Genomic DNA, 24,081 nt, shown 5'->3' with positions numbered 1-24,081 from the left:
ATGAGCGCAATTAAAAAGCCACCGGTAGACGTGGTGATCGTGGGTTTCGGCTGGACCGGCGCCATCATGGGCATGGAGTTGAGCGAAACCGGTCTTGAGGTGTTAGCGCTGGAGCGCGGTGAACAGCGTGATACCTATCCTGACTTCGCCTATCCGCGCATTGCTGATGAACTCACCTACGGCATTCGCCTGAAACTGATGCAGGAAATCGCCCATGAAACGGTAACCGTTCGCCACACGCCAGCCGATTTTGCCGTGCCCTATCGCCAATTGGGCTCATTTTTACCCGGCAATGGCGTCGGCGGTGCCGGTGTCCACTGGAACGGTATGCTTTGGCGTGCCTTACCCGCAGACCTCAAGTTACACAGTACGGTAACCGAAAAATACGGCAATCAATGGATACCGGAAGGCATGACGTTACAGGATTATCCGGTCAGCTACAGCGAGCTAGAGCCGTATTTCGAAAAGTTTGAAAAAGTGTGCGGTACGGCCGGTAAAGCCGGTAATCTGCAAGGCAAGATCATCAAAGGGGGAAACCCGTTTGAGGGCCCTCGCAACAGCGATTACCCCACCCCACCACTAAAAACGCTGTATTCTGGCAAACTATTTGGTCAGGCGGCAGAAGAACTGGGTTATCACCCTTTCAGCATTCCAGCCGCGAACTGCTCACAACCCTATACCAATCCCTACGGCGTGCAAATGGGGCCATGCAACTACTGCGGCTATTGCGAACGCTTTGGCTGCTTTATGTATGCCAAAGCCTCGCCGCAAACCACCATCTTGCCGGTATTAATGAAGCGCAAAAACTTCACGCTGCGCACTCAATCACAAGTGATCAACGTTAATCTGGACAGCAGTGGCAAAAAAGCCACGGGAGTCACCTATATCGATGCCCATGGACAACAGGTAGAACAGCCGGCCGATCTGGTGATCCTTAGCGCCTTCCAACTGCACAATGTGCGCTTGTTGCTGCTATCCGGCATTGGGAAACCTTACGATCCGGTAACCGGTGACGGTGTGGTCGGTAAGAACTACGCCTACCAAATGAACAGCGGGATTTCACTGTTTTACGATAAGGATACCTGGTTCAATCCATTTATCGGTGCCGGGGCTGCGGGTACCGTAATCGATGATTTTAACAGTGAAAATTTCGATCATAGCGCGCTCGGTTTCATCGGCGGCGCGTATATTTCTGCCACTTGTACCGGGGGACGTCCGATTCAACAAATGGCTTTGCCGCCGGGCACGCCACGTTGGGGAAGCGGCTGGAAGCAAGGCATCAAAGATAACTATCAGCACACAATGAGCATCGGTTCCGAAGGTTCGGTGATGCCTTACCGTGACTGCTATCTGGATCTCGATCCGACCTATAAAGATGCCTACGGCCTGCCGCTGCTGCGCATGACTTTCGATTGGAAATCCAACGAGATCAAGATGACCCAGCACATCACCCAACAAATGGCGGATATCGCTAGGGTGATGAGCCCGAAACAAATGGCAATTTCCGTGATGAACAGCCATTCGCACTACGATGTTCGCCCCTACCAATCCACACATACTACCGGCGGCGCAATCACTGGCGATTCACCGCAGAACAGCGTCGTCAACAAGTACCTGCAATGCTGGGATGTACCGAATGTGTTTGTCACCGGTGCCTGCGCTTTCCCACAGAATTTGGCTTATAACCCCACCGGTATTGTCGGCGCACTGGCCTACTATGCTGCCGAGGCGATCCGTTCACAGTACCTGAAAAATCCCGGCCCACTGGTGCACGCTTAACGGCAGAAGGAGAACGATATGAAAGGATTAATCATTTCACTGTTAGCCATAATGGCACTGGGGGATAACGTTCAAGCTGCGCAAGATCCCGTGGCGCAGCAGGTTGCTTACGGCGAGTATCTGGCGCGCGTTGGTGACTGCGTCGCCTGTCATACCGCCCCTGGGGGATTGCCGTTTGCTGGCGGCTTGAAAATGAATACGCCAATTGGGGCGATTTACTCCACCAACATTACTCCAGACAAGCGTACCGGGATTGGGGAGTATAGCGAGAAACAATTTGCCGATGCGCTGCGTAAAGGCATCGCGCGAGACGGCAGACGGCTGTATCCGGCAATGCCCTACCCGTCCTTTGCCAAGATTGGTGATGATGATGTTCGCGCTCTGTACCTCTATTTCCACCACTATGTGCAACCCGTCACCCACGCCAACCAAGACAGCGATATCCCGTGGCCGCTGAATCTGCGTTGGCCACTGGCGATATGGGACATGGCCTTTCGCGAAGATGGCGCATTCAAAGCCGATACCCGGCAGAGCTCGCAATGGAACCGTGGCGCCTATCTGGTTCAAGGGCTGGGCCACTGCGGAACGTGCCATACGCCGCGCGGGATTGGCTTTCAGGAAAAAGCGTTAGACCAAAGCAGTAGCGACTATCTACGCGGCGGCACGCTCGATGGTTGGCACGCCGCCAATCTGCGTGGTGATGCGCTGAGTGGGCTTGGAAAATGGCGTACAGAAGATATCACCCGTTTCTTGAAAACCGGCCACAGCGATAAGTTCGCGGCGTTCGGTTCGATGGTTGACGTTGTGCAAGACAGCACACAACACCTGAGCGATGACGACCGCTTGGCGATCGCCACCTACCTAAAAGCGTTACCGGCCAACACGCAACAAACGGTGCCCAACGTCGAACGCCAAACCGTACAGACGCTGTTGCAAAACAGCATCAATCAACCCGGTGCACAAACCTATGTGGATAACTGCGCCGCCTGCCACCGCAGTGATGGCCAAGGCTACAAAAACACCTTCCCACAATTGGCGCTTAACCCGGCATTGTTAGGTGACGACCCATCGTCTCTGCTCAGCATTATTCTTCGCGGGTCACGGACACCGATGACCGCCACGGCCCCCACCGGCCTGACCATGCCGGACTTTGGTTGGCGGCTCAGTGATGCGCAAATCGCCGAGCTGGCCACCTTTGTGCGCAACAGTTGGGGAAATCATGCGCCAGCGGTGACGGCTGAACAGGTGCGGGCCATTCGTAAAAACAGCGCCGATACACCCACGCACTAATCCCCGATAATGCTCCCTCACGACGCCTCTTCACACCGAAAGGCAACAAGTGCAGTACAGCGTGTTGGCGGCCAAACCGTCCGCACGCTTTTTTCTGGCATTAAGATAAACGCCCAGACCAAACTCACATTAACGTTTATAGACAATAAACGAACTTCGTTGGCCGACCTTGTCATACAGTGAACGCGCAGGCGCGTTATATTCTTGAGTCATCCAATATACCCGATCGCATTCGCGCTCTTCGGCTAACTGATACGCCTGCGCGAACAATTTCTCTGACACATTTTGACCACGCGCTGCCGGTGAAACATAAATATCTTCGATATAGCAGTAACCCACGAGGCTCCACGTCGAGGGATGAAAAATCAAATTCATTAATCCCAACAAGTTTCCGTCTTGATCTTCCGCGACCAAGCCATAAACCTGTTGTTCACAGGTTAAGCGGATGAAGGTCTCATCCGTGATCGCCGCTGGAATATCAGCACGGTAAAAGTGCAGATAACCTTGCCATAAGGCCGCCCACTGCAATTTATCCCCACCGCTCACTCTACGAACCACCACCCGATTATCTGCTGAGTTCATCGTGTCTCCATGTCGTTACGCTAAGATGTACTGACTAAAACCATCATCCACATTCATTAATGATAATGAGCAACGCTCGTTTCAGCAAAAAAGTGGCTCCCATTGCGTTCACTGCCCTATGATGCAGCGCGAACACTTTGACCATTCCTTTGATGCTGTTCCACAACAGGCGTCATATTAGGGTTACTCCGCTGTCGTTTAATGTTGGTTTAAGTCCGTACTGAGATTGTTTATCAAACGTTTATCGACCATTGCAGATAATTAAACGGTAAAAAGCATGCTTAACTGCGTGATACCTTTATAATTTGGGTGACGGATATTCACCCGCAAGTCATCAGGAGTCTGCCCTATGCGAGTATTAGTTGTTGAAGATAATGGTTTGCTGCGCCATCACCTTTCTGTGCAAATGCGCGAAATGGGGCATCAAGTTGACGCTGCAGAAGATGCCAAAGAAGCCGATTACTTTCTGCAAGAACATGCACCGGATATTGCGATTGTCGATCTTGGCCTCCCTGGTGAAGACGGCCTGAGCCTGATCCGCCGCTGGCGTGCCCACCAGATGAAATTGCCGATCTTGGTGCTGACCGCCCGTGAAAGCTGGCAAGATAAAGTGGCGGTACTGGAAGCCGGTGCCGACGATTATGTCACCAAGCCGTTCCATCTGGAGGAAGTGATCGCCCGCATGCAAGCGTTGATGCGCCGTAACAGTGGGCTAGCGTCACAGGTTATCGTTCTGCCGCCGTTCCAAATTGATCTGTCGCGCCGCGAACTGAGCGTTAACGAACAACACATTAAGCTAACCGCGTTTGAATACACCATTATCGAAACGTTAATCCGTAACGCGGGCAAAGTGGTCAGCAAAGACTCATTGATGTTGCAGCTGTACCCCGATGCAGAACTGCGTGAAAGCCACACTATCGATGTGCTGATGGGGCGCTTGCGCAAAAAATTGCAGGCTGAATATCCGCAGGATGTCATCACGACCGTACGTGGCCAAGGCTACCGCTTCGATGCTAAGTGAGCATAATGTTCAACAGGGATAAAAAGCCATTCTCACTGCGCTCGCGCTTTTTAATGGCTACCGCAGGCGTGATCTTGGCACTCTCACTCTCTTACGGCCTCGTGGCGGTGGTGGGTTACATTGTCAGCTTTGATAAGACCGCCTTCAGCTTGCTGCGCGGCGAAAGCAACTTATTCTTCAGCCTGGCACAATGGAAGAATAAACAGCTGACTATCGCGATACCGCCCGACATCGACATCAATTCGCCGACGCTGGTATTCATTTATGATGAGCAGGGTAAGCTGTTGTGGAGCCAACGCAAAGTGCCGGAGCTTGAGGCGCTGATTCAGCCTGATTGGCTGCAAGAATCGGGTTTTTATGAAATTGATACCGATACCCGCATCAGTAGTGAAGTGCTCGGCGATAACCCGCAGGCTCAAAATAAACTCAAGGATTACGATGATACCGACCAGAATGCGCTAACGCACTCGGTCGCGGTCAATAAATATGCGGCGACCCCGCGTTTGCCGGCGCTGACTATCGTGGTGGTCGATTCTATCCCGCAGGAGCTGCAACGTTCCGATGTCGTCTGGGAATGGTTTAGCTATGTGCTGTTAGCCAACCTGCTGTTGGTGGTGCCTTTACTGTGGCTGGCGGCCTATTGGAGCCTGCGGCCGATTAAAGCGCTGATCAATCAGGTCAGTGAATTAGAAAATGGCGAACGCGAACAGTTGGATGAGAATCCGCCCAGCGAACTGCGCGGACTGGTGCGCAACCTCAACATATTGGTGCGTAACGAACGCCAGCGTTATACCAAATATCGAACCACACTCTCCGATCTGACCCATAGTTTGAAGACACCACTGGCCGTGCTACAAACAACGCTGCGCTCACTGCGTTCCGGTAAGCAAACGACGATCGAAGAAGCCGAACCGATCATGCTCGATCAGATCAGTCGAATTTCACAGCAAATTGGCTATTACCTGCATCGTGCCAGTATCAACTCAGGGCAAACGGTGCTAACGCGTGAAATTCACTCTGTCCCGGCATTATTGGACAGCCTAACCGTGGCGCTGAACAAGGTTTATCAACGTAAAGGCGTGGTCATCACACTGGATATCTCCCCTGAAATCACCTTTATGGGCGAAAAAAACGACTTTATGGAAGTCATGGGGAACATACTGGAGAATGCTTGCAAATATTGTTTGGAGTTTGTCGAGATCACCTCTCTGCACTCCGAAAAAAACCTCATTATTGTCATTGATGATGATGGCCCCGGGATCCCAGAAAGCAAACGTAGTTTGATATTCCAACGCGGCCAGCGTGTCGACACACTTCGCCCCGGCCAGGGTATTGGTTTGTCAGTCGCAGCAGAAATTATTGAACAATATGACGGTGAAATTACCATTAGCGATAGTCCACTCGGCGGGGCGCGCATGATGGTCACCTTCGCCCGCCAGCATGATGTTCACCACAACGAGTAAATTCTGTTAGTCAGGCCGCGCCCCAACAGGCCTGACTTCCGTTATAATCCCTACCAGGCTCACTCCTCTCTCCTGGAATAGTATATGGATTATCAATTAGATCTGGACTGGAACGACTTTTTACAACGCTATTGGCAAAAGCGTCCAGTGATTCTGAAGCGTGGCTTCAAAAACTTTATCGATCCGATCTCCCCGGATGAGCTCGCTGGGCTGGCGATGGAAAATGAAGTGGACAGCCGCGTAGTCAGCCATAAGGATGGTCACTGGCAAGTTGCGCACGGGCCATTTGAAAGCTACGACCACCTAGGTGAAAACAACTGGTCGCTATTGGTACAGGCAGTAGACCATTGGCACGAACCATCCAGTGCGCTAATGCGCCCATTCCGTCAGCTTCCCGATTGGCGCATGGATGATCTGATGATTTCCTTCTCGGTGCCGGGCGGTGGCGTAGGGCCACATTTAGATCAATACGACGTATTCATTATTCAAGGTACCGGCCGCCGCCGCTGGCGCGTGGGCGAAAAAATCCCGATGAAGCAACATTGCCCGCACCCAGACTTGCTCCAGGTGCCGCCTTTTGACGCTATTATCGACGAAGAAATGGAACCGGGCGATATTCTCTACATTCCACCGGGCTTTCCCCATGAAGGCTACGCGTTGGAAAACGCACTGAATTACTCCGTTGGACTCCGAGCCCCCAACGGTCGCGAGTTGGTCAGCGGTTTTGCCGATTATGTGCTGGCACGTGAGTTGGGAAGCCTGCGTTACAGCGATCCTGACCTCACGCTGCGTGATAGCCCTGCCACCGTGCTGCCACAAGAAGTGGAGGCGTTGCGCGCGATGATGCTGAGTTTGGTGCAACAGCCAGAGCACTTCCAACAGTGGTTCGGTGAGTTTACCTCTCAATCGCGCCATGAGCTGGATATTGCGCCACCGGAGCCGCCTTATCAGGCCGGTGATATCTACGAATTGCTGCAACAGGGGGAAGCACTGCAACGCCTAGGTGGCCTGCGCGTACTGCGTGTTGGCGATCGGTGCTTTGCCAACGGTGAGTTAATCGATACTGAGCATCTGCAAGCCGCTGATGCGCTGTGCCAACACTATAGCGTTAATGCTGAAATGTTCGGCGATGCACTGGATGACCCATCATTCCTCGCCTTGCTGACCGCACTGGTTAACAGCGGTTATTGGTACTTCAACGACTAAATAAGCTGCCCCTCTCATCACTGAGAGGGGCAATATCGTTTAAGCGCTATCGTCAATTGATCAACGTGCGATACTCCTCAAGCTCCGCCACTGGCATACCGGCTAAATGCGCAGCATGACAAATCTGTTGCCAAGTATTCCCGTCAATAGGTATTCCCTCCTTCTGCCGCGCATCATGATTACTCTGTTCCCACTCACCGGGCAACTGAATCGGCTCGTCACCGCTTTTCGGTGAACATTTTAACCACTCGATAAATGCTTCGGCTTCTTCCTGCATTTGTGGCGCATTGAAAGCATCAGGATTAAGGATCAGCGTTGTCATACAATTGAATGTCGCCGGGTCTTTGGCCGCTTTCTTCGTAATATGATGCGTCGTACGCCCACCGGAAAGTGCGCCACCAAGAATTTCACACATTGTCGCCAGCGCATACCCTTTATGACCGCCAAAAGCCAACAGCGAACCAAATGGTGCCTCATGCATCACCTTGGGTTGCGTTGTAGGTTGCCCTTGCTGGTCGATAAGAAAGCCCGGCGCAACCGCCTTCCCCATATTGTACGCAACACGCGTCTTACCAAAGGCAATGCCGCTGGTTGCAAAATCCAACAATAATGGCTTTTTACCGGGGCGAGGGAAAGTCACACAAAAAGGGTTAGTGCCAAAGCGGCGATCGCTACCGCCAAATGGCGCGACCTTAGCATCCCCCACCACATTGGCAAAGTGAATGGAAATAAATCCCGCGTGAGCGCACTGCTCGGCCCAATGACCGACACGGCCAATATGGTGCGCATTATGCAGTGCCACCGCGGCTAGCCCCAGTTGTCGTGCGCGTTCAATACCCAACTCCATTGCCTCGCTGGCAACTACTTGGCCAAATCCCTTACCACCGTCCAACGTCAAAACAGTGCCGGCGTCCTTGACCAATCGGGCATGGACATTAAGTTTCAACTGACCTTGCCCCATGGAAGCCATATAACCCGGTATTTGACCTACACCATGTGAGTCATGCCCAGCCATATTTGCCTGTACCAAATGTTCTGCCACCAGTTCAGCCTCCCGCACCGAACTGCCAGCGTGACGCCAGATAGCCTGTACAAATTGTTTCAGACGTTCGCTGTTGATGCGATACTCAGTACTCATACCCCACCTCATCTTGGGAATATTCCTAAATGAGCTTGGCACAAGAACCCTTCTCGTCAAGTTAATACAGGCTAGTCTTTGGCACGCTCTGCTGTCAGTGCAGCGATGCGCATAATAACCGACACCGCCTTTTCCATTCCTTCCAAGCTAATAAACTCATGTTTACTATGGAAGTTATAGCCTCCGGTAAACACGTTCGGACATGGTAACCCTTTAAACGATAGCTGAGCACCATCGGTGCCACCGCGAATCGGCCTCAAGATCGGTTCGATATCACAATCTCGCATCGCTTGTTGTGCTAAGGCAATAACGTGGGGATGCTGCGCCACCTGTTCGCGCATATTGTAGTAACTGTCTTCAATACTTACTTCAATGTAGCAGTCACGCGGTAACCCTTTTCCTACTTGCTGTGCGACATCAATCATCTTACGTTTGCGTGCTTCAAATCCCTCTCGCTCAAAATCGCGCAGGATATAATGCATTTCCGCTCGTTCAACTTGCCCTTTGATACTCGTCAGGTGGTAAAAGCCTTGATAACCGGCAGTGTTTTCCGGTGTTTCATCGGCGGGTAATGCCTGATGAATACGCGTGGCCAACGACAGCGCGTTAACCATCACGCCTTTAGCGCTGCCCGGGTGCACATTGTTGCCAACAATTTTCACCGTTACTGATGCCGCGTTGAAATTTTCACACTCCAACTCCCCTACGCCACCGCCATCGATGGTATAGGCCCACTCAGCGTTAAAGGCTTCCACATCAAAATAGCGCGCACCTTTGCCCACTTCTTCATCGGATGTGAAGGCCACGCGGATGTCACCGTGCGGTATTTTCTTCTGTTGCAGCCTGACCATGGCCGTCAGAATTTCGGCAATTCCCGCTTTATCATCCGCACCGAGCAACGTTTTACCGTCGGTCGTGATGAGGGTTTGCCCCATCATTTGATGCAGGATCGGGAACATGACCGGCGACAACACTTCATCGCCCATGCCCAACGCAATATCGCCACCGCGATAGTTTTCCACGATCTGCGGATTGGCGTGCTTGCCGGTGCAATCCGGCGAAGTATCCAAATGAGAGATGAAGCCAATCGCTGGCACCGGCCAAGCCACATTGGCTGGCAAGGTGCCCATCACACAACCATGCTCACTGAGCGATACCTGTGTAAATCCTAGCTCAATCATTTCCTGCTTCAGTACCCGAGCCAGCTTTAACTGGCCTTCGGTGCTCGGCACATGTTTGACGTTTGCTTTAGATTGCGTGTCGTAAGTGACGTAATTAAAAAAACGATCAAGTAGTTTATCCATGGTTTCGCCCTCAGAATTTCGCGTTTCATTATGCGCAAGCGATCCCTATCAAATATTGAGACAGGTCATTTTTAACCAGAATTAACCAAAATCATTACGCATTGTGATGATTTATTCAGGCAATCAGTGCATAAAACTGCAGCATAATGCCGCTATAAAAGCGATAATCAGCGCGTTGGCTTTCATTTCGGTCGCACAGCGTCTATCATGCGCGCTCTAAAAATTTCAAGCGGCGCCACTGGTTTTGAGCTTCATTCGTAAGACGGGGTAACCCCGCAGGCTCGCAGTCTTTTCCAGTGGCGGTTCTATCTGCATCACCCCACGGGATAGAGTGACACCATAAATGACTGAGACATCCTCTCTGACACCACTCGTTGAATTGAAAGCGTTAAGCAAAGGATTCGGCGGCAAGGAGATCATCACCGATCTCGACCTCACCATTAATAATGGTGAATTTCTTACGATTCTCGGCCCTTCCGGCTGCGGCAAAACCACAGTGCTACGCTTGATCGCCGGCTTGGAAGATGTCGATAGCGGTAACATTGTGCTTGATGGCCAAGATATCACCGAGATTCCCGCTGAGCATCGCCACGTTAATACCGTTTTCCAAAGCTACGCACTGTTTCCTCATATGACGGTGTTTGAAAACGTCGCTTTTGGCTTACGGATGCAAAAAACACCCGCGGCTGAAATCACGCCGCGGGTAGAAGAAGCACTGCGCATGGTGCAGCTCGATACCTTCGCTCAACGACGCCCCAGCCAGCTTTCTGGTGGCCAGCAACAGCGCGTTGCCATCGCCCGTGCGGTCGTGAATAAGCCTAAAGTGCTATTGCTGGATGAGTCGCTGTCAGCGTTGGACTATAAGCTGCGTAAAAAGATGCAAAACGAACTGAAAGCGCTGCAGCGTAAGCTCGGTATCACTTTCGTGTTCGTCACGCACGATCAGGAAGAAGCGTTGACCATGTCAGATCGCATCGTCGTCATGCGCGATGGGCGTATTGAACAAGACGGTACGCCGCGTGAGATATACGAAGAACCCCGTAATCTGTTCGTCGCCAGTTTCATTGGTGAAATCAATATTTTTGATGCCACGGTACTGCAACGTATCGATGAACAGCGCGTGCGTGCCAATGTTGAGGGGCGCGAATGTGACATCTACGCCGCCCTGTCCGTCGACGTCGGCCAGCAAGTAAAAGTCCTGTTACGGCCGGAAGACTTGCGCGTAGAAGAGATTAACGGTGTCGAACAGGTCGATGGCCTGATTGGCTACGTTCGCGAACGTAATTACAAAGGGATGACGCTGGAATCGGTAGTCGAGCTGGAAAACGGCAAGATGGTGATGGTCAGTGAGTTCTTCAACGAGGACGATCCGGACGTGGACCACTCACTTAACCAGAAGATGGCGGTAACGTGGGTTGAAAGCTGGGAGGTGGTACTGGCCGATGAAAAACTCGCGTAAACTTTTCCAAAATGTGGTGATCACCGGCGTGGTTGCCTGGCTGGTGCTGTTCGTGTTCATGCCGAACCTGATGATCATCGCGACCAGTTTCTTAACGCGTGATGATGCGAACCTGGTAAAGATGGTGTTTACGCTGGACAATTATACCCGGCTGTTTGACCCACTCTACGCCGAAGTGCTGCTGCACTCGCTGAATATGGCGGCAATCGCTACCCTTTGCTGCTTGGCGATCGGCTATCCGTTTGCCTTTATTCTTGCCCGCTTGCCGCAAAAGATACGGCCACTGCTGCTGTTTCTGCTTATCGTGCCCTTTTGGACTAACTCACTGATCCGTATTTATGGCCTGAAACTGTTTCTCAGCACCCGTGGTTATCTGAATGATTTCCTCCTGTGGCTGGGGCTAATCGATAAACCGTTTCGCATCATGTACAGCTCCGAAGCGGTAGTGCTTGGCTTGGTGTATATTCTGTTGCCGTTCATGGTTATGCCGCTGTATTCCAGCATTGAAAAGCTGGATAAATCCTGCCTAGAGGCGGCGCGCGATCTCGGCGCCAGTAAGCTGCAAACCTTTATCCGTATTATCGTGCCACTGACCATGCCTGGAATCATCGCCGGTTGCCTGTTGGTGATCCTGCCGGCCATGGGGCTATTTTACGTGGCCGATCTCATGGGCGGTGCGAAAAACTTGCTGATCGGCAACGTGATCAAGAGTCAATTCCTGAACATTCGTGACTGGCCGTTCGGCGCAGCGACCAGTATTTGCCTGACGCTGGTGATGGGTCTGATGCTATGGGTCTATTATCGCGCAGCTAAGCTACTGAACAAAAAGGTGGAACTGGAATGATCGGACGCCTGCTGCGCGGTGGTTTCATGACCATCATCTACGCTTATCTCTATATTCCTATCGTGATTTTGATCGTTAACTCGTTCAACGCCTCACGTTTTGGCATCAACTGGCAAGGGTTTACCACCGATTGGTACAGCACGCTGATGAATAACGACAGCCTGCTACAGGCCGCAAGCCATTCACTCACTATGGCGGTGCTTTCGGCGACTTTCGCCACCCTGATTGGCTCACTGACCGCCGTGGCGCTGTATCGCTATCGTTTTCGCGGTAAACCGTTCGTGGGCGGTATGCTGTTTGTGGTGATGATGTCACCAGACATCGTGATGGCGATTTCATTACTGGTGCTGTTTATGTTACTCGGCATTTCACTCGGTTTCTGGTCGCTATTATTCTCGCATATCACTTTCTGTCTGCCCTTTGTGGTCGTCACGGTGTATTCGCGGCTAAAAGGTTTTGATGTCAAAATGCTGGAAGCGGCACGCGATCTCGGCGCCAGTGAAGTTACCATCCTGCGTAAAATCATTTTGCCGCTGGCGATGCCTGCCGTGGCCGCTGGCTGGTTGCTGAGCTTTACGTTATCGATGGATGATGTCGTGGTGTCGTCGTTCGTGACTGGCCCAAGCTATGAGATTTTACCACTCAAGATCTATTCCATGGTCAAAGTCGGCGTCTCACCGGAGGTGAACGCACTGGCCACCATTTTGTTGATGTTGTCACTGGTGTTAGTGCTCGCCAGTCAGTTGATTTTGCGCGATCGCACCGCTAAATAGCCTAAGGGCGCTGTTGGCGCCCTGCTATTAGGCTTTCGCATACAATCCTCTCCGCTAACGAATGCCAATACCCGCTATTTTTGCCGTCTTTCCACGCTGATGGCGCACGTAAGAAAGAAAATCCCAGGTTAAAAAAGCGCTGGTTTGCCAATGAGATAAGCTCCTTTACCTCATCGAATGCCCCCCCTATAATGTCCACTCTCTGGGGTATAGCGCACCGTCGGATCAGGCCGCCTATACTGTTTTATGCGAAAACTGTTAAAGGATACGCTGCATGAAAACCTGGTCACACCTGCTCGCTGCCGGGATGATGGCGCTAAGCATCGGCTCTGCAGCCGGTGCCGATGACGGCAAAACGCTGTATTTCTATAACTGGACTGAATACGTGCCGCCTGGGCTGCTGGAACAGTTCACCAAAGAAACCGGGATTAAGGTGATTTACTCCACCTATGAATCCAATGAAAGCATGTACGCCAAACTGAAAACTTATAAAGACGGCGCTTACGATTTAGTGGTGCCATCAACTTACTTTATCGCCAAGATGAGTAAGGAAGGCATGCTGCAAAAGATCGATAAAAGCAAACTGAGCCACTTTAACGATCTTGATCCCAACCTGCTGAATAAACCGTTCGATCCTAACAATGATTATTCGATCCCCTACATTTGGGGCGCGACCTCTATCGGCGTGAATAGCGAAGAGATCGATCCGGCCAGCATCACCGCTTGGGCCGACTTATGGAAACCCGAATACCAAAGTAGCCTGTTGTTGACCGATGATGCGCGTGAAGTGTTCCAAATGGCACTGCGTAAATTGGGCTATTCCGGTAATACCAGCGATCCCAAAGAAATTGAAGCGGCGTATAACGAGCTGAAAAAACTGATGCCGAACGTCTTGGCCTTCAACTCCGACAACCCGGGCAATCCGTTCATGGAAGGGGAAGTCAATCTGGGGATGGTGTGGAACGGTTCCGCCTTTGTCGCTCGCCAAGCCGGAACACCGCTAGAGATTGTCTGGCCGAAAGAAGGCGGTATTTTCTGGATGGACAGCTTGGCGATCCCTGCCAACGCCAAGAATGTCGATGGTGCGCTGAAGCTGATCGACTTCCTGCTACGGCCAGAGATTGCGTTACAGGTGGCAAAAACCATCGGTTACCCAACGTCAAACCTCGCCGCTAAGAAACTGCTGCCCAAAGAGATTGCCGAGGATAAATCGCTCTATCCTGATGAGGCGGTAATCAAGAACGGTGAATGGCAAAATGATGTTGGCGATGCCAGCACGCTATACGAGACCTATTTCCAGAAACTCAAAGCCGGTCGTTAATCATCAATCACGGCCGGGCATACCGGCCGCTACACGGTCATTTGTAGGACGCCACTAACACTGCGCCCTACATTACTCCGCAAGACTTATGACCTGTCTGCGCGCTCAACCTTCCCCATCAGGAATTTATGCACAAAGCGTGGCACAACCTCGCTGGCCGGACCGTAGTGCTTTTCGTCGAACTGGTTTTCGACCTGGCTCGGTTCAAGGTTCAGCTCCATGGTATGCGCCCCCCCTACTCTTGCCTCATGCACAAAACCGGCAGCGGGATAAACATGGCCCGAGGTACCAATGGCAACGAAGAAATCGGCCTTTTCCAGCGCCTGATAGATTTCATCCATGCCTAACGGCATTTCGCCAAACCACACCACATGCGGCCGCAAAGGTGCTGGGAACTGGCAGCAATGGCAACGCTCATCAACACCGAGATCGCCAGGCCAATCAAATAGCTGCCCAGAATGCGTACAGCGCACCTTCAGTAGTTCACCGTGCATATGTAACACCCGCTGGCTACCGGCTCGTTCATGTAAATCATCAATATTTTGTGTCACCAACAGGAAGTTATCACCCAGCCACTCTTCCAAGCTCGCCAATGCGCGATGGGCGGCATTTGGGGCGATGGCCTCTTGCTGTAGCTGGCGACGACGATCGTTATAAAATGTCTGAACCAATGCTGGGTCACGTTGAAACCCCTCTGGCGTAGCCACATCTTCGACTTTGTGTTCTTCCCACAATCCATCCGCCGCGCGGAAGGTGCGAATGCCGGACTCGGCAGAGATCCCAGCCCCCGTCAGCACCACTACAAACGGTTTTTTCAGCTCTGCCGCCGCCATAGTGTCACGGTGAAAAATCCGTGAACGAAAGCGTTGGTGCAAGATATGTTTGCTCTTGCGAAACTGACATAATCGATGGCGCGTGTGCATACCCTCTCCTTATTTAATAACATCCACCACGTTGAGGAACGCAGCCCCGCGAACGCCGCCGGCATCGCCGTAACGGGCTTTCTCGATACGAGGTACTTTAGCCACGCGTAGCAGACTTTTCGGCAAACGTTGTGGCAACGCTTGGTAGATCGCGTCAAAATTCGATAATCCACCGCCGATCACCACTAAGTGGGGATCGACGATGGTCAATAGATTACCCAGGCAAATCGCTAGCACATCAAGGAAACGCTCAACGTGCGCCACAGCCTGCGGCTCACCCGCCCGATAACGCGCAATAATCTGCTGCGCAGACAGATGCTGTTGATAAAAATGCGCATACAACCACTCAAACCCTCGGCCTGAGAGGTAATTCTCTATGCAACCGTGATGACCACAGCCGCAGGCAACGAGGGGGATATCACGCCCCAGCACCTCAAGCGCATCCACCGGTAAGCGAAAATGACCAAACTCCCCGGCAATGGCATTACGCCCGGACACCACCTTACCATTAACGATCAGCCCGCCGCCAACCCCGGTGCCAAGGATAAGTCCCAACACCACCGGATAATGGCGAAACTCCTCATCCCAGGCTTCGGATAACACGAAACAGTTGGCATCATTTTCGATGCGGACATCACGGCCGAGCATGGCAGCCAAATCACGTGGTAAAGGTTGCCCCATTGCCGCCGGCACATTGGCAGTAAACAGTGTGCCATCATCCGCGTTGGGTAAGCCGGGAATGCCAATGCCGATCATTCCGCGGCAGCCGTGTTCCGCATCCGCTTCCAGTACCAAGTCGCGTAAAGTTGACAACAGTAGCGGATAATCATCAGCCGGCGTAGACACCCTTTTCTGCCCGATGCGTTGTCGTTGGGCATCGAACACCCCCAATTCGATCTTGGTACCACCGATATCGAAACCGTAATACATCATCACCTCACGTTAAAAAATGGGGCTGCATTCTTGCGCCCCATTTTCATGATGATTATTGCCCACTCAGCACCCTTGCCGGATCGATGCGGCTGGCACGCCGTGCCGGATACCAACTGGCAAGCAGGCTCAGCACGATGGCGGTCGCCAGCACAATCATCACATCGAGCCAATGCAGTTCCGACGGCAGAAAATCGATAAAATAGATATCGCCGGACAGGAAAGAATGGCCGACCAACCGCTCAATCCCTTTAATAATGTTGGTCAACTGATAGGAGGCGAATACCCCAACCACCACACCGCTGACGCTACCCACCAAGCCGGCCAGTAGCCCATACCAAATGAAAATTGCGCGAATAAAGCCGTCTTTAGCACCCAAAGTACGTAACACGGCAATATCGCCACTCTTATCTTTTACCGCCATCACCAGCGTAGAAACGATGTTGAAACAGGCCACACCAATCACCAACACCATTGCTAAATACATAATGGCGCGAATCATCTGGATGTCGCGATACATGTAACCGTATTTACCGATCCAACTTTTGATATAGACGTAAGAATTTGTCACTTCGCCTGCGTCACGCACCAACTTATTGGCGGCGAACACATCGTTCACTTTGATAGCGATCCCCGTGACGCTGTCACCCATATCTAAATACTGCTGTGCATCCGCCAGTGGCACCATCGCCAAACTGTGATCAAGCTGACCACTGAGCTGTAAAATGCCGGTGACATGCAAACGAATCCGCTTTGGCTGCAACAGTTTCATTTGCGGATCGCTATTCGGGATCATCACCGTCACAAATGCGCCTTGCTTAACGCCCAGCGCATCAGCCACGCCCTTGCCCAGAATCACTTGCTGCTCGCCACTTTTGAAGTTAGCCCAGGCATCACCCTGCACATAGTTCGGCAGCGCGCTCAAATCGCTTTCTTGCTTCGGATCTACGCCCTTCAACTGCACGGCACGTAGCTGGGCACCGTTCTCCATCAAGCCAGTAAAATTGATGTAAGGCGCGGCGGCCAGAATGCCAGGCACTTTCTCTACCCGCTGTAATATCTGCGGCCAGTCTTCAAACGGTTGATTAACTGGCTCAATTTCACCGTGCGCCACCACCGCTAACACGCGATTTTGCAATTCACGCTCGAAACCATTCATCGCGCTGAGACCGACAATCAGCACCGCCACGCCCAGCGCAATGCCGATGGTTGAAATGACCGAAATTAATGAAACCATGCCGCCGCGCCGCCGGCCACGGCTGAAGCGCAGCGCCATCAACAATGAAAGAGGCGAAGCGCTCATCACTCGCCCCCCAGCAGCGTCGGTTGCGCCTGTAAATGGCCGTCTCGCATCTCTAATTGGCGGTTTAACCGTTTAGCCAATTGCAGGTCGTGTGTGACAACCAGAAACGCCGTGCCCTGCCGTACGTTCAATTCACCGAGCAAATCGAAAATGCTATCGGCAGTACGCTGGTCCAGATTACCGGTGGGTTCATCGGCCAATACCAACGAAGGATTGTTCACCAATGCACGCGCAATCGCCACACGCTGGCGCTCGCCGCCGGAGAGTTCAGAAGGCCGGTGTTTACTGCGTTTTTCCAGCCCAACGGCGGCCAACATTTCCCGCGCTTTTTCCTGTGCCAACGTCGGCTTAATACCGCCGATCAATAACGGCATCGCGGCGTTTTCCAACGCGGTAAAATCGGGTAACAAGTGGTGGAACTGATAAATGAACCCCAGTTCGCGGTTGCGCAGCTCGGCCTTGGCAGCAGACGTCATGCCATTCATCGCCTGATCTTTAAACACTACGCTGCCGGAGGTGGGTGAATCCAGCCCCCCCAATAAATGCAGCAACGTACTTTTACCGGAGCCCGAGCTGCCGACAATCGCCATCATCTCGCCCGGCTGCATAGCAAAACTGACATTGCGCAGCACGTCGGTATGCAGATGGCCTTCCTGATAAGTCTTGCACAGGCTGTCACACTGCAACAAAAGATGATTACTCATAACGTAAAGCCTCAGCGGGTTGTACGGCGGCAGCGCGCCATGAAGGATAAAGCGTAGACAACAGCGAAACGGCCATCGCCGCAACGGCGATCATCGTGACCTGAAGCGGTTCGACCGCCACCGGCAGCGAGGCACCGTCAATCAAAGCGCCTAAGATCGGCATCAGATTATTAAGGTTTAATGCCAACAGCACGCCAAGCGCAGTACCGAGCAGCGCCCCAATGATCCCGGCGCTGGCGCCTTGGGTCATGAACACGGCCATAATCTGGCGACGCGTCAAACCCAGAGTCTGTAATATGGCCACTTCGCCCTGCTTTTCCATCACCAGCAGGCCAAGCGAGGTAATGATATTAAACGCCGCCACGGCCACGATCAGACTCAACAACAGCCCCATCATGTTTTTCTCCATACGCACCGCCTGGAACAGCTCGCCTTTACGCTCGCGCCAATCTTTCCATACGCTGCCCTGCGGCAATGTCTGCTGGCTCAGGGTATCCACCGCCAAGGGTTGTTGCAGGAACAGACGCCAGCCGGTGATGTTACCGGCGGGATAACGCATCAGGCGTGAAGCGTCTTGCTGGTTGACCAGCAATTGATATTCATCCACATCGCTGTTGGCGTGGAAGGTGCCGATCACATTGAAAATTCGCTGGCTCGGAATACGCCCCATCGGCGTGAATTGGCTGGCGCTGGGCACCATCAGGCGCAGTTTGTCACCGCGCTTGACGCCCAGCTTACCCGCCATAGCTTCACCGAGAATGACGTTGTACTCACTCGGTTGCAGCCGTTGCTGTTTCACATTGACCAGAAACGGCGTTAGCGGATCGTCGTCGTCAGGCGTTACGCCCAGCATCACACCTACCGCGACGCTACGCGCGCTCTGTAACACCACATCGCCGGTGGTCAAGGGGGCAATACGAGTAACGCCCCGCAAGCTCTGCACGGCAGACGCAGGGAGTTGTTGAGGATTAATCGACCCTTGTGGGCTAGTGATCAGCGCTTGTGGCATCAAACCCAGAATATTGTTTTCCAGATCTTTTTCGAAGCCATTCATCACCGATAACACGGTGACTAACGCCATCACCCCCAGCGTAATGCCGATGGTGGAAAGCCAGGAGACAAACCGGCCGAAGCGGTCTGAAGCCCGCCCGCGCATATAGCGCAGGCCAATGAATAACGCGACAGGTTGATACATGAAATCCGTTTTGTAGCCGTAGCTTAAGCAAAGTAACCATGGATAATAAAGGCTCTCCTCAGAATAGGGAACCACCCGACAGGTTTTATTCGCCAGACAGCACGCCAGACTGACCAATTAACCACCACAAAGGCTTTTAGCTATGTCAGTTTGCCCCCTGCTAGGCTAGTATAAAGCAAAGCAAGGTGCCGTTAAGCGGCGCCAACCCTCTGCCAATTTTATAGATCAAAGATACCTGAATGAGCATTTCTGATAATCATAGCCGTTCCGCATCCACGTCTTGCCGTTATACCTTACCTGAACGTGCGGGTGATGTTCGCCAATTGGGGCAATTGACCGGCGCGGCTTGCGCCGTTGAATGCGCAGAAATTGTTGAGCGCCACCCGGGGCCCGTGATGCTGATTGCGCCGGATATGCAGAATGCTCTCCGCTTACGCGATGAAATACAGCAGTTTACCGATCAACTGGTCACCACGCTGTCAGATTGGGAAACGCTGCCGTACGACAGCTTCTCGCCGCACCAGGAAATCATCTCCGCCCGCCTGTCGAGTCTGTATCATCTGCCAACCATGGCGCGCGGGATTATCATTTTGCCGGTCAATACGCTGATGCAGCGCGTTTGCCCACATGATTTTCTACATGGCCACGCATTAGTGATGCAAAAAGGTCAGCACCTGTCACGTGACACGTTGCGTTCACAGTTGGAACAGGCTGGCTACCGCAGCGTCGATCAGGTGATGGAACACGGTGAATTCGCCACGCGTGGGGCGCTATTAGACTTATATCCCATGGGGAGTGAAGACCCCTACCGCATTGACTTTTTTGACGATGAAATTGACAGCCTGCGTATTTTCGATGTCGATACTCAGCGTACGTTGAGCGAGGTCGAGGCGATTAACCTGCTGCCCGCTCACGAATTTCCAACCGACAAAAATGCTATTGAGCTATTCCGCAGCCAATGGCGTGAACAGTTTGAGGTACGCCGTGACGCCGAACACCTTTACCAGCAGGTGAGCAAAGGCACTTGGCCTGCCGGGATTGAATACTGGCAACCGCTGTTCTTCAACCAACCGCTGCCGTCGCTCTTCAGCTATCTGCCGAAAAACACGCTGATAGTGAACACCGGCAATCTGGAAAGCGCCGCTGAGCGTTTTTGGTTAGACGTTAACCAACGCTATGAAAACCGTCGCGTAGATCCGATGCGCCCATTGGTGGCACCAGAAAGCCTGTGGCTACGGGTCGATAGCCTGTTTGCTGAGCTGAAAGCCTGGCCGCGTATCGCGCTGAAAACCGAAGCATTGCCGAAAAAAGCCGGCAACACCAACCTAGATTACCAAACGCTACCGGATCTGGCGGTACAGGCGCAGCACAAAGCCCCGCTGGATAACCTGCGTCGCTTCCTCGAAAGTTTTGCAGGCAGCGTGATCTTTTCCGTGGAAAGCGAAGGCCGTCGCGAAACGTTGCAAGACTTGCTTGGCCGCATCAAGCTCAATACCCGTCTGATTCATCGGCTAGATCAGGCGGAAGTCGCCGGCCGTTATATGATGGTCGGCGCATCCGAGCGGGGGTTCCTTGATGATATCCGCCAACGAGCGCTGATCTGCGAAAGCGATTTACTTGGCGAACGCGTCAGCCGTCGTCGGCAAGACAATCGCCGTACCATTAACACGGATACGCTGATCCGCAACCTGGCAGAACTGCATCCTGGGCAACCGGTGGTGCATCTGGAACACGGCGTCGGTCGCTATGTCGGGCTGACCACACTCGAAGCGGGCGGCATCAAAGCCGAATATTTGATTCTGTCGTATGCGGGGGAAGACAAGCTTTACGTTCCCGTCTCATCGCTGCATCTCATCAGCCGCTACGCAGGCGGAGCCGATGAGAGTGCCCCGCTGCATAAACTGGGCGGCGATGCCTGGAGCCGCGCACGGCAAAAAGCGGCGGAAAAAGTACGTGATGTTGCTGCCGAGCTGTTGGATATTTATGCGCAGCGGGCGGCGAAGTCCGGTTACGCGTTTAAGCATAATCGAGAACAATATCAACTGTTTTGCCAGACCTTCCCGTTCGAAACTACCCCGGATCAGGAACAGGCCATCAATGCCGTATTAAGCGATATGTGTCAACCGCTGGCGATGGATCGACTGGTGTGTGGCGACGTTGGCTTTGGTAAAACCGAGGTCGCCATGCGTGCTGCTTTCCTAGCGGTAGAGAATGGCAAGCAAGTCGCCGTCTTGGTGCCAACCACGCTGCTGGCGCAACAGCACTTCGATAACTTCCGCGATAGATTTGCGACCTGGCCTATTCGTATTGAGATGATGTCACGCTTCCGTAGCGCCAAAGAACAGCAACAAGTGTTGGACGACGCGGCTGAGGGCAAGGTTGATATCGTCATCGGCACCCATAAGTTATTGCAGAGCGATTTACGCTGGAAGGATCTGGGTCTGCTGATTGTGGATGAAGAACACCGCTTCGGCGTGCGCCATAAAGAACGCATTAAGAGCATGCGTGCCGACGTCGATATCCTGACGCTGACGGCCACCCCGATTCCGCGTACGCTAAACATGGCGATGAGCGGCATGCGCGATCTGTCTATCATTGCGACGCCACCGGCGCGGCGGCTGGCGGTCAAAACCTTCGTGCGTGAATATGACAATCTGGTGGTGCGTGAAGCGATCCTGCGTGAAGTCTTGCGCGGCGGGCAAGTTTATTATCTCTATAACGATGTAGAGAACATCGAAAAAGCGGCACAGCGCTTGGCAGAGTTAGTGCCTGAAGCGCGGATCGCCATCGGCCACGGCCAGATGCGTGAACGTGACTTGGAACGCGTGATGAATGATTTTCACCACCAGCGTTTCAATGTCTTGGTCTGTACCACTATTATTGAAACCGGCATTGATATCCCTAGCGCCAATACCATTATCATTGAGCGCGCCGATCGCTTTGGGCTGGCGCAGTTACACCAGCTGCGTGGCCGTGTCGGACGTTCACACCACCAAGCTTACGCCTATTTATTGACACCGAACCCAAAAGCGATGAGCGCTGATGCGCATAAACGTCTGGAAGCTATCGCAACGTTAGAAGATCTGGGTGCAGGCTTTGCGTTGGCCACCCATGATTTAGAAATACGCGGTGCGGGTGAGTTGCTGGGCGAAGGCCAAAGTGGCCAGATGACTACCATTGGTTTCTCACTGTATATGGATCTGCTGGAAAGCGCGGTTGATGCCCTAAAGCAAGGCCGGGAACCATCATTAGAAGATTTAACCAGTAGCCAAACTGAAGTTGAGCTGCGTATGCCTGCCTTACTGCCGGATGACTTTATCCCTGATGTTAATACCCGCCTGTCGCTCTATAAACGGGTAGCCAGCGCGAAACATGACGCGGAATTGGAGGAGTTGAAAGTCGAACTGATTGACCGTTTCGGCAAGCTGCCCGATGCCGCACGTAATCTGTTGCAAAGTGCCGCCCTGCGGCAACATGCGCAAACCTTAGGTATCAAACGGATAGAAGGCAACGACCGCGGTGGTTTTATCGAGTTCGGAGAGAAAAACCGTGTCGATCCTGGCTATTTGATCGGTTTGCTGCAAAGCAAACCGCAGGTATACCGACTCGATGGCCCAAGCAAGCTGAAGTTTACGCTCGACCTTGCCGATCGGACGGAACGTTTGAAGTTTATTGAAGAACTGCTGACGGCGTTCCGCGAACATACGCTGGCGGCATAAGCCATAAGCCTCCATTCGGTTTCACGCTGGCGCCGTGCAGTAAAACGCGCAGTACATACTGGCCTTGAGCCGATGTGTACTGCGCGTAAGCAAGAATACAGCCGCAAAAGATGCCGCTTAGCCCGTTCCCGTGCGCTACACACGGGTAACGGAAGCTATTGTTAACTTATGCCTGCGTATTATCCGATTTGTTTAGCACTAACTGGCCGCTTTTATCCAACGGAATCTGCGAGCCCGGATCGTGATCCATGCGGATCTTGCCTTTCTGTTCGCCGATCTTGTAAGTCACGTCATAACCCAAGGTTTTCTGGGATTTGTCGTACACTGTTTTACAACGCTGTTGCGTACTGGTTGTGGTGTCGTTGTTCTGCATTGAGCCTTGGATCTGGTTACCCGCATAGCCGCCCCCCAACGCACCGGCGATCGTGGCAACGTCTCGGCCGCGCCCCCCACCAAACTGGTGGCCAATCACCCCACCCGCAACCGCACCCAGCACCGAACCGGCAATACGATTTTCATCCTGCACTGGCGCACGGTGTGTCACCGTCACATTGCGGCATTCTTTACGCGGTGTTTTGATAGTTTTGTTGATCGGCGCGACATTGAGTACCTGCGCATACTGTGGTTTGGACGAAAAAACGTCCATGCTGCTCGCTACGGCAGCCAACCCCAGAGCCGCTGCAATACCAATCCCAATACCGGCTAACATTGACTTGTTCACAGGAAACCCTCCTGAAAGTGTTACCACGCATTTTGCACCGGGGAGCTTTGCGGCATTACACCACGCTTCTTGTTGTGCACCTTGGCGAGCGATTTCGCCGTCTCCCGGTTTACGGCATGCGCGCTACGCCGTTTGTAAACACGACAAAGTCTGCCCAATGATGATTGCTGCTGCAATAAGACGATGTAACCAAACTTGCTGAAAACCCTGCTAAATTGCCTCATTTAGGACGAATCTTAGCGGTTTCCGCTATCGGGAAAAACAGCGGCCATACCAAAGCCAGGCTTTGACACTTACTATCCTGTGGGCACAATAAATATCCTCCGGCATAGCCGGAGGTTTTTCATATGCGCCTATAAGGCTCTGTTACCAGCCGCGCCCTAACAGGCGCATAGCAATCTGACAT

Annotated in this window: 19 protein-coding genes; 10 read left to right on the top strand and 9 right to left on the bottom strand. The window is 52.7% G+C overall.

The features are described 5' to 3' along the window. The gene (locus tag ACQKDS_RS18820) at positions 1–1,779 is read left to right on the top strand and encodes a GMC family oxidoreductase (protein ID WP_399673551.1); all 1,779 of its coding nucleotides are present in this window, start codon (positions 1–3) and stop codon (positions 1,777–1,779) included. A gap of 18 nt (positions 1,780–1,797) precedes the next feature. Beyond that, positions 1,798–3,069 carry a c-type cytochrome gene (locus ACQKDS_RS18815; RefSeq protein WP_399673553.1) on the top strand — a complete coding sequence of 424 codons (1,272 nt, stop codon included), beginning with the start codon at positions 1,798–1,800 and terminating at the stop codon, positions 3,067–3,069. Positions 3,070–3,198: 129 nt separating this feature from the next. On the opposite strand, the gene ACQKDS_RS18810 is transcribed toward ACQKDS_RS18815, so the two are convergent. Continuing rightward, complete coding sequence (locus tag ACQKDS_RS18810) at positions 3,199–3,651, bottom strand: GNAT family N-acetyltransferase (RefSeq protein ID WP_399673555.1); 453 nt, start codon at positions 3,649–3,651, stop codon at positions 3,199–3,201. A 349-nt stretch (positions 3,652–4,000) separates the two neighbouring features. Here ACQKDS_RS18810 and phoP point away from each other — a divergent pair, with 349 nt between their 5' ends. The 3 genes from phoP (at position 4,001) to ACQKDS_RS18795 (ending at position 7,341) form a co-directional block, all read left to right on the top strand. Next, a complete protein-coding gene (phoP, locus tag ACQKDS_RS18805; RefSeq protein ID WP_399673557.1) occupies positions 4,001–4,672 on the top strand; it encodes a two-component system response regulator PhoP in 672 nt (223 codons plus the stop codon). 5 nt (positions 4,673–4,677) lie between these two features. Beyond that, positions 4,678–6,135, top strand: a complete 1,458-nt coding sequence (phoQ, locus tag ACQKDS_RS18800; protein WP_399673559.1) for a two-component system sensor histidine kinase PhoQ — start codon at positions 4,678–4,680, stop codon at positions 6,133–6,135. An 84-nt stretch (positions 6,136–6,219) separates the two neighbouring features. Then, complete coding sequence (locus ACQKDS_RS18795) at positions 6,220–7,341, top strand: JmjC domain-containing protein (RefSeq protein WP_399673561.1); 1,122 nt, start codon at positions 6,220–6,222, stop codon at positions 7,339–7,341. Between the two features lie 52 nt (positions 7,342–7,393). On the opposite strand, the gene ACQKDS_RS18790 is transcribed toward ACQKDS_RS18795, so the two are convergent. Next, the gene (locus ACQKDS_RS18790) at positions 7,394–8,479 is read right to left on the bottom strand and encodes a malate/lactate/ureidoglycolate dehydrogenase (RefSeq protein ID WP_399673563.1); all 1,086 of its coding nucleotides are present in this window, start codon (positions 8,477–8,479) and stop codon (positions 7,394–7,396) included. Positions 8,480–8,550: 71 nt separating this feature from the next. Beyond that, positions 8,551–9,783, bottom strand: a complete 1,233-nt coding sequence (gene pepT, locus ACQKDS_RS18785; protein WP_399673565.1) for a peptidase T — start codon at positions 9,781–9,783, stop codon at positions 8,551–8,553. Between the two features lie 343 nt (positions 9,784–10,126). Between pepT and potA the strand changes: the two genes are divergently transcribed. From potA to potD, 4 genes are all read left to right on the top strand, one after another. After that, on the top strand, positions 10,127–11,242 hold the full coding sequence (gene potA / locus ACQKDS_RS18780) for a spermidine/putrescine ABC transporter ATP-binding protein PotA (protein WP_399673567.1): 1,116 nt from the start codon (positions 10,127–10,129) through the stop codon (positions 11,240–11,242). Further along, entirely contained in the window at positions 11,226–12,086 is an 861-nt protein-coding gene (gene potB, locus ACQKDS_RS18775) for a spermidine/putrescine ABC transporter permease PotB (RefSeq protein WP_399673569.1), read from the top strand. The genes potA and potB overlap by 17 nt, the downstream gene beginning before the upstream one ends. Further along, positions 12,083–12,859, top strand: a complete 777-nt coding sequence (gene potC / locus ACQKDS_RS18770) for a spermidine/putrescine ABC transporter permease PotC (RefSeq protein WP_399673571.1) — start codon at positions 12,083–12,085, stop codon at positions 12,857–12,859. Before potB ends, potC begins: the two co-directional genes overlap by 4 nt. Positions 12,860–13,133: 274 nt before the next feature. Next, positions 13,134–14,180, top strand: a complete 1,047-nt coding sequence (potD, locus tag ACQKDS_RS18765) for a spermidine/putrescine ABC transporter substrate-binding protein PotD (RefSeq protein WP_399673573.1) — start codon at positions 13,134–13,136, stop codon at positions 14,178–14,180. 86 nt (positions 14,181–14,266) lie between these two features. Here potD and cobB read toward each other — a convergent pair whose 3' ends face one another. From cobB to lolC, 5 genes are read right to left on the bottom strand one after another with little or no spacing between them, the layout of a single operon-like run. Continuing rightward, positions 14,267–15,103 (bottom strand): Sir2 family NAD+-dependent deacetylase, encoded by an 837-nt coding sequence (gene cobB, locus ACQKDS_RS18760; RefSeq protein WP_399673575.1) that lies wholly within the window; start codon positions 15,101–15,103, stop codon positions 14,267–14,269. Positions 15,104–15,112: 9 nt separating this feature from the next. Then, a complete protein-coding gene (gene nagK / locus ACQKDS_RS18755) occupies positions 15,113–16,033 on the bottom strand; it encodes an N-acetylglucosamine kinase (RefSeq protein WP_399673587.1) in 921 nt (306 codons plus the stop codon). Between the two features lie 55 nt (positions 16,034–16,088). After that, the gene (gene lolE, locus ACQKDS_RS18750; RefSeq protein ID WP_399673577.1) at positions 16,089–17,336 is read right to left on the bottom strand and encodes a lipoprotein-releasing ABC transporter permease subunit LolE; all 1,248 of its coding nucleotides are present in this window, start codon (positions 17,334–17,336) and stop codon (positions 16,089–16,091) included. Beyond that, entirely contained in the window at positions 17,336–18,040 is a 705-nt protein-coding gene (lolD, locus tag ACQKDS_RS18745; protein WP_399673579.1) for a lipoprotein-releasing ABC transporter ATP-binding protein LolD, read from the bottom strand. The genes lolE and lolD overlap by 1 nt, the downstream gene beginning before the upstream one ends. Beyond that, positions 18,033–19,235, bottom strand: coding sequence for a lipoprotein-releasing ABC transporter permease subunit LolC (gene lolC, locus ACQKDS_RS18740; RefSeq protein WP_399673581.1), 1,203 nt, complete (start codon positions 19,233–19,235; stop codon positions 18,033–18,035). Before lolC ends, lolD begins: the two co-directional genes overlap by 8 nt. Positions 19,236–19,474: 239 nt before the next feature. Between lolC and mfd the strand changes: the two genes are divergently transcribed. Beyond that, the gene (gene mfd, locus ACQKDS_RS18735) at positions 19,475–22,954 is read left to right on the top strand and encodes a transcription-repair coupling factor (protein WP_399673583.1); all 3,480 of its coding nucleotides are present in this window, start codon (positions 19,475–19,477) and stop codon (positions 22,952–22,954) included. 166 nt (positions 22,955–23,120) lie between these two features. On the opposite strand, the gene ACQKDS_RS18730 is transcribed toward mfd, so the two are convergent. Next, complete coding sequence (locus ACQKDS_RS18730; protein WP_399673589.1) at positions 23,121–23,663, bottom strand: glycine zipper 2TM domain-containing protein; 543 nt, start codon at positions 23,661–23,663, stop codon at positions 23,121–23,123. Positions 23,664–24,081: the final 418 nt, after the last annotated feature.

The sequence above is a fragment of the Serratia sp. NPDC078593 genome, assembly GCF_050268245.1.
Taxonomy (GTDB): domain Bacteria; phylum Pseudomonadota; class Gammaproteobacteria; order Enterobacterales; family Enterobacteriaceae; genus JBNNGK01.
Note: the sequence above shows the minus strand (reverse complement) of the source record. Positions and strands in the feature narration are given on the sequence as shown.